The sequence below is a fragment of the Streptomyces sp. NPDC007162 genome (assembly GCF_040634175.1).
Lineage (GTDB): Bacteria > Actinomycetota > Actinomycetes > Streptomycetales > Streptomycetaceae > Streptomyces.
In genome coordinates, this window is sequence record NZ_JBEYFC010000235.1 from 1 (window position 1) to 13,249 (window position 13,249).

Consider the following 13,249-nt stretch of genomic DNA (forward strand, 5'->3'; position numbering starts at 1 on the left):
GTCCAGTTCCGCCTCGATCACGATGCGCCCGCTCACCAGGTGGAGGCCGCCCGCGAACCGCAGAATGGCGCTGACCTCAGCTGGAGGTCAGCGCCGAGCCGTCGGCGGCCAGGCCCTTGTAGTCGGCGATCCTCGTCCAGGGGCCGAACGGCGAGGCGGCGCTGTAGATGCCCTCCAGGCCGCTGTCCGGGTTGGTGTTCAGCTGCTCGGGCGACTGGTCGATGGCGTAGTAGCGGGAGCCGTCGGCGGAGCGGGCGAAGGTGACGTTGCCGACGTTGTCCGCGTCGGTCGGCAGGTCTCCGAAGCCGCTGCTGATACGGGTCCAGGTGCCGTCGGCGCCCTTGGTGTAGAAGCCGTTGTAGTCGTCGCCGCTGCGCCAGCCGACCGCGAGGATCACCTTCGAGGGGTCCTTGGGGTCGATCGCGATGTCGTTGGCGATGTTCTTGTACGCGGCCGAGGGGTCGCTCGCCAGCGAACCGCCCGGGAGGTAGTCCGGGTTGGGGGCGAACTCCAGCTTCCACGCGCCCTTGAGGGTCTTCGTGGAGTGGCTCCACACGCCCTCGCTGGTGGCGGCCCACACCTTGCCGCCGCCGAAGCGGAGTTCGTGGATGGTGGTGGACTCCAGCTCGTCGCCGCCGACCCGGGCGCGGGAGGAGAAGGTGCCGTGGTGCGGGTCGGTCAGGACGTAGACGCCGCTGCCGAGGTAGGCGTCCGCGTTGGTGGTGGCCTCGCCGGTGCCCAGCCACAGCCGCCCCGCGCCGTCGAGCGCGAGCGCGCCGGTGGACTGCGACGGGAGCTTGTCGCTGATGGGCTTCCAGTGCCCGCCGCCCCGTCCGGACCGCCATACGCCGCCGCCCGCGCTGCCCGCGTACACGTAACCGTCGTCGTCCGCGGCCATCGCGGCCATGCGGCCGGTGACATTGCCGGAGCCGCCACTGGAGTTGGAGTCGATGTCCCGGTAGCGGGAGTCGTCGGAGTTGTACGGCAGGTCGGTGATGTTGCGCCAACTGCCGCCGGTGCTCGGCAGATCGGTCAGTGCGTTCCACGCGGCGCCGTACGCGCCGGGTGCGACGATGCCGGGTGAGGTGCGGGCCTCGGCGTACTGGTCCGCGCCCTCGGCTATCTCGTCCGCTTCGTTGCCGCCGTCGTCGTCCTCGGCCTTCACCTTGGGGCTGACGGTGCCGACCGAGTGCTCGCGCTCGGCGGCGAGTCGCGCGAGGGCGCGCGCTCCGAAAGTGTTCTTGCCGCCGCCGGACGCGGCACCCGCGGGTGTCGTGACGAGTGCGGCGGACGCGGTGATGGCACAGATCGTGAGCCATCGTCTCTTGCGGGTTGGTGCTGACACCGGAACCTCCCGAAACGGCCTTGATTCAGCCTTCGTGGGAACCTGATCACAACCGGCGGACACCGTACGCCATTTGGACAACTCTTTGACTGGAACCTGACACATTGAGGTTCCAGAGGAAGTAGCACCAGGTGGGAAGCACGTACACGAAGCGGTCCACCGAAGAGTTCAAGCGGGACGCGATCGCGCTCGTCGATTCCTCGGGCAAGACGGTCACCGCCGTCGCCCGGGAACTCGGTATCAGCTCGGAGTCCCTGCGCGGCTGGTACCGCCGGGCGAAGGCGGACCGGGGTGAGGACGAGTCCGGTGAGCTGACCAGCGCCGAGCGCGAGGAACTCAAGCGGCTGCGCAAGGAGGTCCGTGAACAGCAGCAGACGATCGAGATCCTGAAAAAAGCGACTGCCTTCTTCGTGAAGGAGAACGACCGGTGAGCGAGCTGTACCGGTTGATCCATGCGGAGAAGGCGACGTACCCGATTGTCCTGCTGTGCCGCGTGCTGAACGTGGCCCACTCCTTCTACTCGTTCGCGTCCGGGGCGAAGGGCGGGTCCACCGGGATCTGGTAGGAGGTGCTGAGGTAGACGGGCCGCCCGCAGCCGTGCAGTTGCCAGTGCGAGGGCACGGGCAACCGGTCCCAGGAGCCGTCCTCGAACTCCAGGTCCTCGAACACGTCCGGTTGCGGACGCAGTGTCGGCGAGAAGCGGAAGACCCACGCACCGCCGAGGCCGATCCTGGGGGCGTCGGAATCGAGGACTGAGCGGGGCGCGAGCGTGCCGCTGCGGGTGCGAAGCTTTCGAATTAGCGCGCGGACATCTGCGGCCCTCCGGATGATCGGGATGTTGTGCGCGACCGTAGAATCGAAACTTTCTTGCGGGAAGCGCATCAGTTTTCCGAACCTGTCACCCCCTGGTCGCGTACGGACCCGAACCCCTGCGATGCCACCGGCCGAGCGTCGTCCGTCGTGGTCTGGGCGGCTCGGATGCTGCGCGGTGCGGCCCCGAGTTCCCGGCGACAGGCCTTATTGAACGCCTGCAGGTCGGGAATCCCGACGGAGGCCGCAACGGCGGGGATGGTCAGCGTGGTGGCGCGCAGGAAGTGGCGCGCCCGCTGCATGCGCCGGGCTCGGATGTAGCCGACGACCGTTTCCCCGGTGGCGGCGCGGAACAGCCGGGTCAGGTGGTTGTGCGAGACGCCCGCCGCCTTCGCGATCTCGGGCACGGTCAGCGGCTCGGCCAGCCGGGTCTCGATCAGTGCCACCGCCGCCGCGACGGCGGGGTGGGCGGCGGCCTGTGTGTCCCGCGTCGTCGGTGGGGCGAGCTGAGCGACCCGCCACAGGGCGGCCCACACCTCGGCCGCCGCCCGCGCCGCCGTGTTCGGCCAGACCGCCAGCGCCTGCCGCAACTGCGCTGTGAGCAGCGGCAGTTCCGGCCCTGCGTCCTGGATCACCGGGATGCTTCGGGGCGGCCCGGCCAAGCTCAGGCGCAGGTGGACGTAGAGGTGCTTGGAGCGGCCCCGGTAGCGATAGCGGACCTCCGTACCCGGCGGAACGAGGCTGACCCTGCCAGGGCGGATCAGGTGCGGGGTGCCGTTCACCGTCAGGTCGGCCTCGTAGCCGTAGAGATGGAGCTGCCACAGGTCAGGCAGCAGAAACTCGTCCACCTGCCCGGCGGGGCCGTGCACGCCGATGCCGACGGCGGCGAGAGCGGGAGGCTCGTCGAGATGGACGAGAGCCGTGTGCATGGGTACGTGTTCTACCACGGGGTCGTCGGCCCCGGCCCTGCTGGTCCTCGTGGTGAGAATCGACCAGTGGAGGGTGAACATGGCCAACGCGGCGTGCGGCGGGCGGTGCCTAGCGTTGCAGTCATGGAGAAGAGGCAGGAACTGCTCAGCTCGGTCGAGATGGCGCGCTTCGTGGCGCACGGCTCGCTGCGCCTGGACGCCGTGGTCCCGGCGGAGATGAACGCCGAGGCTCTGGCGGTGCTGGCGGACGGAGTGCCGCCGGTGCCGTACGGGACGCCGCTGTCCGAGGCGTACGCGGCGGGTTCGTTCGTCCGCAGGTTGCTGGACGTCCCGCGGGTGGCGGGGGCCCTGCGCAGCCTGGTGGGCCGGGAGCCGACGGTGGACCACCACTTCGTCCACGTCCGCGAGCCGCGGGGCGGGGACGCACAGCCGCTGCACGGGGACGCCGTCATCGACGTCCGGCCGGACGCCTTCGACGTGCAGTTGATGTACTACCCACAGGCGGTGACGCTGGAGATGGGCGGCACCCTCAGCGTGCCGGGAAGCCATCTGCGCCGCGTCAACGAGTCCGACACCGGCCGCTACCAGAACCTGCGCGGCCAGAGCCGGCTGGTCTGCCCGGCCGGCACGGTGGTGTTTCTGCACCACGGACTCTGGCACGCCGGCCGGCGCAACGACAGCGACACGGTCCGCTACATGTTCAAGATCCGCTTCAACCCGACGGTCCGTCAGCAGCTCCTGTGGGACACCTCGGACCTGGACGATCCGCAGGTGACCCGCGAACTGGACGTGACGTTCCCCTGGTACGAGCCGGCCACGGGACGTCTGGAGCGGTACAACCGCGTCCTGCTGTGGCGGGCGCTGACCGGCGACGACTCCTTCGACATCGACTACTGGGTGACCAGGGTCTCCAACCGCCCGCAGGAGGGCGCGGTATGACGAGCCAACCCATGTTCCCCGCCAAGTCCCCGCAGGCAGGGCCCGCCCCGGCGCTGCGGCAGCAGGTGCTGGTGCTGTACCTGGCCAACTCTGCCCTGGACTCCCACGTCGTCGGCTGGTCGATGTACGACGGCACCGGCCGCACCTCACCCACCACGGGCGACAGCGACGAACCGCCGTACGAGTCGGGGGTGGCGGCGCTACGGGACGGCTGGCGGCTGATCCAGGCAGCTCAGCTGATCCCGCCTTATCCAGGCCACGAGTACGACGTCTCCTTCCTCAAGCACGAGTTCTTCTACGAACGGATCGTCGACATGGCTGCCGGGCTTGCGTAGGCCCTCTCCAGGAGCAGAGGTGTCCATGCAGAGTCTGACCAAGCGCGCCGGGTGTCCCCCTGCCGACTGGACGCGTTGCTGCGAAGTTCCGTAGGTACCGATGCCGGGCCGAAGCCGAGTTGACCGACGGCTGGTTCAACACGGCCGACCGCGTCCTGCTTGACGACGACCGGGCCGCTCACCACGGAAGCCGTGGTCTACCGGCGAATCGCGGCGCTCCCCGGGGGTTCGACACCTCGAAGATCAGCCGGTAGCCGTTCATCTATGCGGGCATCATCCCGACACCGGAGTAAACCCCCGGATCAGGTCGAACCCGCACACCACTTCCCTGGACGCAACCCGTCTCGCTTGCCGGACCCGCACCATCTGGCAGTGCTGATACGTCCCGGCTTTGTCAGGGCCGCTTGCCACCCTTCCCGGCACCTCCCGGGTGGGGCTGCCCTCAGCTTCAACCGCTTTGTTGCGACAGGGCGGCGGTGGCGTCCTTTCACCGCCCCTCGAACAACTCGCCCTTCACGGCGCACCCTTGGCTTTCGTCAGGTCTTCGCGCTCAGCCCGCTGCTTGTGTCGTGAACGGTCCGCCGAGGACTGATGCTCGGGCTGGGTTGCGGCTGAACGTCGACCGTGAGAGACGGGATCGGACGCCTGGGCGTTGGCCCCGGAGCAGGCTTCGCCATCATTCGTCTCACGGACGCCAGGATGGCCCGTCCCACGTCACGTCTGCGTCTTCCGGTGCGGCCTCGGCCACGGAAGTGGCGATTCGCCGAGCCATTCCTCCGGTGGCAGGCGATACGGCGCTCCCCGTGGGGACAGACGGTCCGGGATCTCACCAGGAGCAGAACACGCGACCGGAGGCAGCACCCCGTGAGGAAACGCCATCGGCTCACGGCCCCGGCCGACCCAAGGACATCCCCGAGACCGAACCGCACCTGCTCGCCATCGACAGTGCCATGCTGATCACCACCTCTCTTCGATCGGGGCATCGCCTGCCAATGAGCTGCGAGGAGGGCGGGGAGTAGTACTGCGGTACTAACGGGCCCCGCCGGATTCGGTTCCGCCGTACGGGGTGGTTGCCCGATACCGCTCCTAGGTTGAGATCGCGGGTCAGTCAGGCCCAGCTCACCCAAATGATCTCTTCTCCTGGTGGGAGTAATCCGTGGCCACCTTCCTCTATCGGCTCGGCCGTCTGGCGTTCCGGCGACGACGCGTCGTCGTGATGCTGTGGGTCGCCGTCCTGGCCGCCATCGGCATCGGCGCCATGAGTGCGCCCGGCACATCCGCGGGGGCCCTGAGCGTTCCGGGCACGCAATCGCAGAGGGCGATCGACCTGCTGCGGAAGGAGTTCCCGCAGGCCTCCGCCGACGGCGCCACGGCGCGCGTGGTGTTCGAGGCGCCCAGCGGGCAGAAGCTCACCTCCGCCGCCAACAAGGCGGAGGTCGAGTCCCTGGTGGCGAAGCTGGAGAAGTCGCCGCAGGTGTCGGGCGTCACCGATCCCTTCACCAGCGGCCTGGTCAGCAGGTCCGGCACCATCGCCTACGCCCAGGTGTCCTACCAGGTCGCCCAGGCCGACGTCAGCGGCGCGGCCCACGCCGTCCAGACCGACGTCGTCGCCCAGGGCGAGAAGGCCGGCCTGAAGGTGAGTCTGGGCGGCAATGCCGTCAAGGCCAAGGCCGCGAACAAGGCGGCCGAGCTGATCGGCGTCGGGGTCGCCGCCGTCGTCCTGGTGATCACCTTCGGCTCACTGATCGCGGCCGGACTGCCCCTGCTCACCGCGATCCTCGGGGTGGCCGCGGCCGTCCTGTCGGTCACGCTCGCCACGCATTTCTTCGACCTGGCCTCGTCCTCCACGACCCTGGCACTGATGCTGGGCCTGGCCGTCGCCATCGACTACGCCCTATTCATCGTCTCCCGCTACCGCAACGAGATCCGCGACGGCCACGAACCCGAGGAAGCCTGCGGACGTGCCGTGGGCACCGCCGGATCCGCGGTCGTCTTCGCCGGTCTGACCGTGATCGTCGCGCTGAGCGGCCTGAGCGTCATCGGCATCGCCACGCTCACCGCCATGGGCCTGGCCTCCGCCTTCGCCGTCGCCGTCGCCGTGATCATCGCGCTGACCCTACTGCCCGCCGTCCTCGGCTTCGCCGGTATGCGGATCATGAAGGGCAAGATGCTGACCCGCCGTATGAAGGCGCTGCAACGCGGCGAGGGCGAGCCGATGGGCGTGCGCTGGGCGAGGTTCGTCACCCGCAACCCGGTCAAGGTGCTCGCCGTCTCGGTGGCCGGCCTGGCCGTGCTGGCCATCCCCGCGATGTCCCTGCAGATGGCCCTGAACGACGACTCCGGAAAGCCCCCCGGCAGCACCCAGCGCATCGCCTACGACACTCTCAGCAAGGGCTTCGGGCCGGGCTTCAACGGACCGCTCACCGTGGTCGTCGACGCCCGCAACAGCGACAGTCCCAAGGCCGCCGCCCAGGACGCGTACACCATGCTGAGCAAGCTGGACGATGTCGCCACGGTCCGTCCCGCCTCCTTCAACCAGGCCGGCGACGTGGCCCTGCTCGGTGCCGTCCCCAAGAGCGCCCCCACCAGCGAGGCCACCAAGAACCTGGTCAACGAGATCCGCGGCCACGGCGCCGCCCTGCACCAGGACACCGGCGCCGAACTGATGGTCACCGGCCTGACCGCCGTCAACATCGACGTCAGCACCACGCTCTCCGACGCCCTCGTGCCCTACCTGGCCATCGTCGTGGGCCTGGCCCTGATCCTGCTCCTGCTGGTCTTCCGGTCGATCGTGATCCCGCTCAAGGCCGCCCTCGGCTTCCTGCTCAGCGTGGTCTCGACCCTCGGTGTCCTGGTCGCGGTCTTCCAGTGGGGCTGGCTGAAGGACCTCTTCGGCGTCAACCAGACCGGACCCATCGTCAGCCTGCTGCCCATCGTACTGATCGGCGTGGTGTTCGGACTCGCCATGGACTACGAGGTCTTCCTCGTCTCCCGGATGCGAGAGGAGTACGTCCACGGCGCCAAACCGACGCAGGCCATCGTGCAGGGGTTCCGGCACAGCGGCCGGGTGGTCACCGCCGCCGCGGTCATCATGGTCTCCGTCTTCTCCGGATTCCTCCTCGACGACGAGGTGCTGATCAAGTCGATTGGCCTCGGGCTCGCCACCGCCGTGTTCATCGACGCCTTCGTCGTCCGGATGACCATCGTCCCCGCGGTGATGGCCCTGCTCGCCCACCGCTCCTGGGCCCTGCCGAAGTGGCTGGACCGCGTCCTGCCGAACGTGGATGTCGAGGGCGAGAAGCTGCGCCACTCGCTCGAAGCCGAGCAGACGGTCGCCGCGCGCGAACCCGTACCCGCCGGTATCACCGCCGGGGCCCACGCCGGCACGAACGGTCAGAGCGTCTCCCACACCTTCACCGACGGCCAGGGCTCCCACGACACGGACACGCCAACACCTGCCGGGAAGGCACGAGGACTGTCCAGGCTCAAGCAGCGCCTCGCACGGGGCGGCGACACCACCGCCCCTACCGACTCGACGGAGTCGGATGCACCCGCACGCAGGAAACTGCTGAAGAACCCGCTCCGCAGGAGTTGACGAGGCGAGCCGCAGTACCGGCTTCCGCACGGCTGCTGACGTAGCGGCCGACTTTCATCAGCCGTCTCCCCTGCCCCGCCCGCCGGCCCGATCCCCCCGGGGCCGGCGGGCGGCCCGACTTCGCGAAGGGCCGACCTCGTGACCGCACTCAGCGCCCCCGCTCCCGGCCCACGCCCGGACGAGCGCCAGTTCCTCCAGGCCCTGACGAACGATCCCGAGCAGCGGGTGATCGCCTCAGTCATCTCCCGGCTCGCCTCGTGGCGGCGGGCCGACCAGGCCCGTCCCTGGATCCGGCGGTGGGGGGTCCCGGTGTTCTGCCTCGCGGTCGGCAGCGACGCCTACACCAACCCCCACAACGTCAGCGACCCCCAGCTGCCGATCATCCTCGCCTTCTGCATCCCGCTGCTGTGGCGCGAACGACGCCCCCTGCTGGTCTTCGCCCTCACCACGGCCGTTTCCATCGTGTCTCTTCCTCTGGGCGTACTGACCGGCGCCGAATTCGCCCGGGTGGTCGCCCTCTTCAATGTCGGCCGTCACTGCTCCCCACGCCAACTCGCGGTCGCCACCGGCGTCACTCTCGTACAACTCCTCGCTTGGGCCTACTTCTTCTGGCGCGGCCAACAACTGGAGTACGTCACACGCCCGGAGCCCGTGACCTTGATGGTGATGGTCGCCGTGACGGCGTTCGCGGCACTCGGGCTGCTCCTGCGGCTGGCCTACGCCTACATCGACACCCTGAAGAAACAACGCGACCAGCAGGCCCGTCTCGCCACCGCACAGGAACGCGCCCGCGTCTCCCGCGAGATGCACGACATCCTCGGCCACACCCTCGCCGTCATCGTCAGCCTCGCCGACGGCGCCGCCCCCCTCGCCGAGACCAAGCCCGAACGCGGCGCCCAGACGCTGCGCATCATCAGCGCCAGCGGCCGCGACGCCCTGGCCGAACTGCGCCGGCTCCTCGCCGTCATCGGTGACGACAACGACCGGCCGCACGAGGCCCCTCTCGCCCCGCAACCCGGCCTCGCCGACCTCGACGCCCTGCTCGACCGGGTCCGCGCCGCCGGCCCCACCATCGCCCTGTACGCGCACGGCGACCTCACCAGCCTGGCCCCTGGACTCCAGTTGTCCGCCTACCGCATCATCCAGGAGGCCCTGACCAACACGGTCAAGTACGCCGCCTCCGACACCTCGGTCTACGTCTCCGTCGCCGCCGACCCCGGCGTCGTACGCATCACCGTGGAGGACACCGGCCCGCCCCGTGCCCACGCACGCCGTGGCGGGACGGGCAGCGGCCGGGGTCTGGTCGGTATGCGCGAACGCGCCACCCTGTACCGGGGCGAGGTCACCGCCGGACCCAACCGTGAGGGCGGCTGGACCGTCCACGCCCTCCTCAGAGGGCGGTACGTGACTTGATGTCTGTAATGCCCTGTCGGCTGGGGTAGGCAGGCCGCTCGGGGGCCACCGGGCGGCTATGGCTGCGGCTGGGCGAACAATCCCTGGGGTCAACAGCGTGCCCGGCCCGCTGTGGCGGGCGGTGAAGGCTGCGGCGCGGGGACGGCCGTACGCCCTGGCGCGGGCGGCGAAAGCGGTCGCGGCTGGACAACTGCTCGGTGATGGCCTCGGAATGTGGACGTGGTGTCCCATCGGCGCGGCCATCCAATGGCTCACCCCGTACGGACGGCAGGTGGTCGCCCGGATACTCGAAGCCTCCGCGTGGGTGGCGGGCGACGTCAACGCCGTCGAATGTGAGGTTCCCCCGGCGTGCGGGAGGTGCTGATCAGCTGGTCCGCGGGAGAGCCCGCCCTGTGCGAGGCGGGCTCCACCCGATGCTGTTAGTCGGCCGACAGCACGTCTCCGAGAACCTGCTTGTGGCGATGCATCCAGGCCGCCTCTTCACCAGGCGCGGGCATGATCAGCCCAGCCTCCATCAAGGACGTGGGGTCGGCCTCGTTGAGGCCGAGCAGCAGGCTTCGGGCGTCCTGGCCGGTGATCGCGGTCCATGCTTCGGACAGCCGGGTCAGAAGTTCGGCTCGCGCCGCCCGATCCCGGCCGGCCCGGATCGTTCCACTGATATATGACGCCTCCCTGGGCTTACCGGCGGTGAAGAACGTCGACGGCTCGTATTCAGTGAACACGACGTTGACGAATCCCCGGGGCGCGCCCGTCACCGAGGTGTGCACGGTCGTGATTGCTTCCGCCAGGTCGGCACGAAGCTCGGTGTTGAGCGATCCGGCCGGCACATGGCACTGGTAAATCGGCATGGCATTCCTTTCGAACTGGTATCTGGCGTGAAACCGCACAGCGGTCCGCCAACAGCGCTGCGGCGGATCACTCTGGGAAGCGGTCGGGCGGTCAGGAGTCGTGGGTGGAGGGATCTGTCAGTCGTTCCAGTGAGCGATGACTCGTTCCTGGATTTCGGCGGGGTAGTTGTACTGGAAGGAAGCGCGCGGCTCGCGGCCTTCGTCGATGGCAGGGAACAGCGCGTCGTAGGTGACGTGCTCGGCGCTGGCGGCGTGCCGTTCCTCGGGGGTGTAGCAGGCCAGCAGCGGAAGAATGTTTGCGGTCTGCAGAATGCGCCGCTTGGTGGGGTGGACACGGGTGGCCAGGGCCCACATCAACTCGGCGACATTTGAGGTGTCCACGTCGTCATCGAGCACGACGAGGCGCGGGACGGTGACGGTGAAGCGCTGGGCGTAGATCACGTCGTGGATGCGCTGGGTCAGCTCGCCGGTGCTGACCCCAGGCAGCTGCTTGCGCCAGTCCGGTGCGACACTGACGACCATGAGGTGAGTTGCGGCTTCGAATGGCATCCAGGCGGTGGTGACGGGCAGTCCGGCGGCGCGCAGTGCGGCAAGCCCCTCCGCGGCCGCTGAGAGTCCGGTGACGGTGTGGAATTCGTCCACCGGCTCACCCTCGACACAGGTCGGCCAGATCGGGTCGTCGCGGTGAGTGATGGCTTCGATGCTGTAAACCGGACACATGGTCGTGTGGCTGGGGACGTAGCCGGCGAACTCGCCCATCGGACCCTCGACAGCGGTGCGCTCGATCGACAGGTGCCCCTCGATCACGATCTCCGCGGTGGCCGGGACCTGGAGGTCCACGGTCTCGCACTGGACCAACTCGATGGGCTCGCCGAGCAGGCCGCCGATGTAGCCGCCTTCTTCCACTCCCGTGGCCAGCGGCATGCCCGAGATGATCGGCAGGACCGGCGGGCCGCCCTGGACCAGGGCGAACGGCATCGGCTGTCCAATGTCGACCCACTGTTGCCATACGTGATTGATGTGCTGCCCGGGCAGTACGAGGCCGGTCATGGTCTTTCCGTCGATCATCATGATTCGGGCGATCGACCAGTTGGTGAACTTCCCGTCAGGGGTGCGGGCGACGATGGTGCCCCAGGTGTTCACGTAGGGGCCGCCATCGCCGTCGTGGAGCAACGGGGTGGGGAAGCGGTCGAGTGAGGCGTCGTCGCCGAGCAGGATGTTCTGCTTCACCGGTCCGGTTCCGACCAGGACCGGATCGATGGGCTTGCGGGTCCGGGCCTCCGCCAGAGTGTCGATGACCTTCCGGGCATCCGCGTCGGGTTCCAGGCCGATCGAGAGCGCGATGCGGGCCAGCGGTTGACCCGGTGCCGAACTCAGACCGCCGGGGGCGCCGAAAAGTCGGTAACCGGGATCAGAGCCCTTCAGGTTGTTGAACAGCGGCGCCGGCGCCTTGGTCTCATACACGCGGCGGATGATGGCGCCGACCTCGAGGTGGGGATCGACCTCCCGGTCGATGACCCGGAGATCTCCGAGCTTGTCCAGAGCATCCAGGTATTCGCGCAGATCCTTCAGATATGTCATGACGGTGTATGTGTCCTTTCTGGTAGATACCGTCCGCCCGTGAAGGCCGATCAGTGGGTGACTGGGTTTGCCAACGTCAACCGACAGCTTTGGCCGTGCCCAGGGGGGTGCCGGGAACTCGCGGAGCGGTGCGCCGACCGTTGCCGCGCGCAGTGGCCGGGCCGTCCCAGCGCACAGCCCTCCCGCTGTCCAGCCCGAACTGGTCCATCACCCTCGCGACGAGGTGATCCACGATGTCGTCGACCGTTTCGGGCTTGTTGTAGAAGGCCGGCATGGGCGGCAGGATCGTGACGCCCATGCGTGCCATGGCGAGCATGTTCTCCAGATGAATCGCCGACAGCGGCGTCTCGCGCACTCCCAGCACTAGGCGGCGCTGCTCCTTCAAGACCACGTCCGCGGCGCGCGAGACGAGGTCGCTGCCGTAGCCGGCCCGGATGGCGGCCAGGGTCTTGGCGCTGCACGGCAGGATCACCATGCCGTCAGTCCGGAACGAGCCGCTGGAAATGGATGCGGCCTGGTCCCGCGGGCCGTGCACCACATCGGCGAGTTCGGCGACTTCCCGGCCCGACCAGCCGGTCTCCAGCTCGATAGTCGCCCGGGCCCACTGGCTCATCACCAGGTGTGTCTCCACGTCCGGCTGGGTGCGCAACTCCTCCAGCAGCCGGATCCCCAAGATCGCGCCCGTTGCCCCGGTCATACCCACGATCAACCGCATGAGAGCAACCTTTCGTACACGAAGTTTCGTACACGAAGATACACTGCTGCGCTAGGAACGCAAACCACGGTCACGCTCATGGAGGCGAACGACGTCATGAACAGCGAGCTCAGAATTCCCCGGGTCCTTGCCGAATCGCCGCTCTACGTGCTCAGGCGGGCGCTGAGGGTCTACACGGCCGAGTGGCACCGCCTCTACGGAGCACTCACTCCGGCCCAGGGCGCGGTCCTGCTCACCCTGCGCGAGAACCCCGGCCTCACCCAATCCCAGATGGGCGATCTGACAGGTATCGACCTGGCCACCCTCACCCCCCTCCTCCGTGGCCTCGAGGAACGCGGCCAGCTCACCCGCCTTACCGCTCCGGACAACCGGCGCCGCAAGGTCCTCCAGCTCACGCAGGAGGGTGCCGAGCTGGTCGACTTCATCAGTAAGAGCGCGGCGTCTGTTGATGAAGCCGTGCTTGGCGACCTGCCCCAGGAACATCGGGACGCCCTGATGAGCGCTCTCACGCACATCGCCGGAAGGTTTTGATCACGGTGAGCACCACCACGGGTGACCGGACGGCTGCCCGGTCAAGCACGGTCATGCCGATGTGTGAGTTCGCGATCTCGGGCGGCGGTGCACCGGCCCCGGGCAGTGAACTCGCGCGGGAACCGTTGAATCGATTCCAGCCACTTTCGGAGGGTGCGGGGCGCTCATCGTGTCCGGCTCTCAGACCCGTGCGTACTGCTCAAAAGCA

11 protein-coding genes and 2 pseudogenes are annotated in these 13,249 nt (G+C 68.5%); 6 read left to right on the forward strand and 7 right to left on the reverse strand.

The features are described from left to right. Both ABZ646_RS25595 and ABZ646_RS25600 read right to left on the reverse strand, forming a co-directional pair. Positions 1 to 81 (reverse strand): annotated as a pseudogene (locus ABZ646_RS25595) (DNA-binding protein WhiA); the annotation flags it as partial. Continuing rightward, positions 80 to 1,345 (reverse strand): annotated as a pseudogene (locus ABZ646_RS25600) (glycosyl hydrolase); the annotation flags it as partial. The pseudogenes ABZ646_RS25600 and ABZ646_RS25595, both read right to left, overlap by 2 nt. Before the next feature lie 131 nt (positions 1,346 to 1,476). Here ABZ646_RS25600 and ABZ646_RS25605 point away from each other — a divergent pair. Beyond that, on the forward strand, positions 1,477 to 1,776 hold the full coding sequence (locus ABZ646_RS25605; protein ID WP_360523250.1) for a transposase: 300 nt from the start codon (positions 1,477 to 1,479) through the stop codon (positions 1,774 to 1,776). 85 nt (positions 1,777 to 1,861) lie between these two features. Here ABZ646_RS25605 and ABZ646_RS25610 read toward each other — a convergent pair whose 3' ends face one another. Both ABZ646_RS25610 and ABZ646_RS25615 read right to left on the reverse strand, forming a co-directional pair. Beyond that, positions 1,862 to 2,014: a hypothetical protein gene (locus ABZ646_RS25610; protein WP_360523253.1), complete on the reverse strand. Its 153-nt coding sequence runs from the start codon at positions 2,012 to 2,014 to the stop codon at positions 1,862 to 1,864. A 212-nt stretch (positions 2,015 to 2,226) separates the two neighbouring features. Next, positions 2,227 to 3,084 (reverse strand): helix-turn-helix transcriptional regulator, encoded by an 858-nt coding sequence (locus ABZ646_RS25615; protein ID WP_360523256.1) that lies wholly within the window; start codon positions 3,082 to 3,084, stop codon positions 2,227 to 2,229. A 123-nt stretch (positions 3,085 to 3,207) separates the two neighbouring features. Between ABZ646_RS25615 and ABZ646_RS25620 the strand changes: the two genes are divergently transcribed. The 4 genes from ABZ646_RS25620 (at position 3,208) to ABZ646_RS25635 (ending at position 9,366) form a co-directional block, all read left to right on the forward strand. Then, positions 3,208 to 4,023 (forward strand): phytanoyl-CoA dioxygenase family protein, encoded by an 816-nt coding sequence (locus tag ABZ646_RS25620; protein ID WP_360523259.1) that lies wholly within the window; start codon positions 3,208 to 3,210, stop codon positions 4,021 to 4,023. Continuing rightward, positions 4,020 to 4,358 carry a hypothetical protein gene (locus ABZ646_RS25625; RefSeq protein WP_360523263.1) on the forward strand — a complete coding sequence of 113 codons (339 nt, stop codon included), beginning with the start codon at positions 4,020 to 4,022 and terminating at the stop codon, positions 4,356 to 4,358. Before ABZ646_RS25620 ends, ABZ646_RS25625 begins: the two co-directional genes overlap by 4 nt. 1,156 nt (positions 4,359 to 5,514) lie before the next feature. Then, positions 5,515 to 7,953 carry an MMPL family transporter gene (locus ABZ646_RS25630; protein ID WP_360523266.1) on the forward strand — a complete coding sequence of 813 codons (2,439 nt, stop codon included), beginning with the start codon at positions 5,515 to 5,517 and terminating at the stop codon, positions 7,951 to 7,953. A 138-nt stretch (positions 7,954 to 8,091) separates the two neighbouring features. Beyond that, on the forward strand, positions 8,092 to 9,366 hold the full coding sequence (locus ABZ646_RS25635) for a histidine kinase (RefSeq protein ID WP_360523269.1): 1,275 nt from the start codon (positions 8,092 to 8,094) through the stop codon (positions 9,364 to 9,366). A gap of 419 nt (positions 9,367 to 9,785) precedes the next feature. On the opposite strand, the gene ABZ646_RS25640 is transcribed toward ABZ646_RS25635, so the two are convergent. The 3 genes from ABZ646_RS25640 to ABZ646_RS25650 all read right to left on the reverse strand — a co-directional run bounded on the left by ABZ646_RS25640 (position 9,786) and on the right by ABZ646_RS25650 (position 12,510). Further along, positions 9,786 to 10,214 (reverse strand): tautomerase family protein, encoded by a 429-nt coding sequence (locus ABZ646_RS25640; protein WP_360523272.1) that lies wholly within the window; start codon positions 10,212 to 10,214, stop codon positions 9,786 to 9,788. Between the two features lie 117 nt (positions 10,215 to 10,331). Next, complete coding sequence (locus tag ABZ646_RS25645) at positions 10,332 to 11,795, reverse strand: UbiD family decarboxylase (RefSeq protein WP_360523275.1); 1,464 nt, start codon at positions 11,793 to 11,795, stop codon at positions 10,332 to 10,334. Between the two features lie 76 nt (positions 11,796 to 11,871). After that, the gene (locus ABZ646_RS25650; protein ID WP_360523278.1) at positions 11,872 to 12,510 is read right to left on the reverse strand and encodes a UbiX family flavin prenyltransferase; all 639 of its coding nucleotides are present in this window, start codon (positions 12,508 to 12,510) and stop codon (positions 11,872 to 11,874) included. A 78-nt stretch (positions 12,511 to 12,588) separates the two neighbouring features. Between ABZ646_RS25650 and ABZ646_RS25655 the strand changes: the two genes are divergently transcribed. Beyond that, a complete protein-coding gene (locus ABZ646_RS25655; protein WP_360523281.1) occupies positions 12,589 to 13,041 on the forward strand; it encodes a MarR family transcriptional regulator in 453 nt (150 codons plus the stop codon). Positions 13,042 to 13,249: the final 208 nt, after the last annotated feature.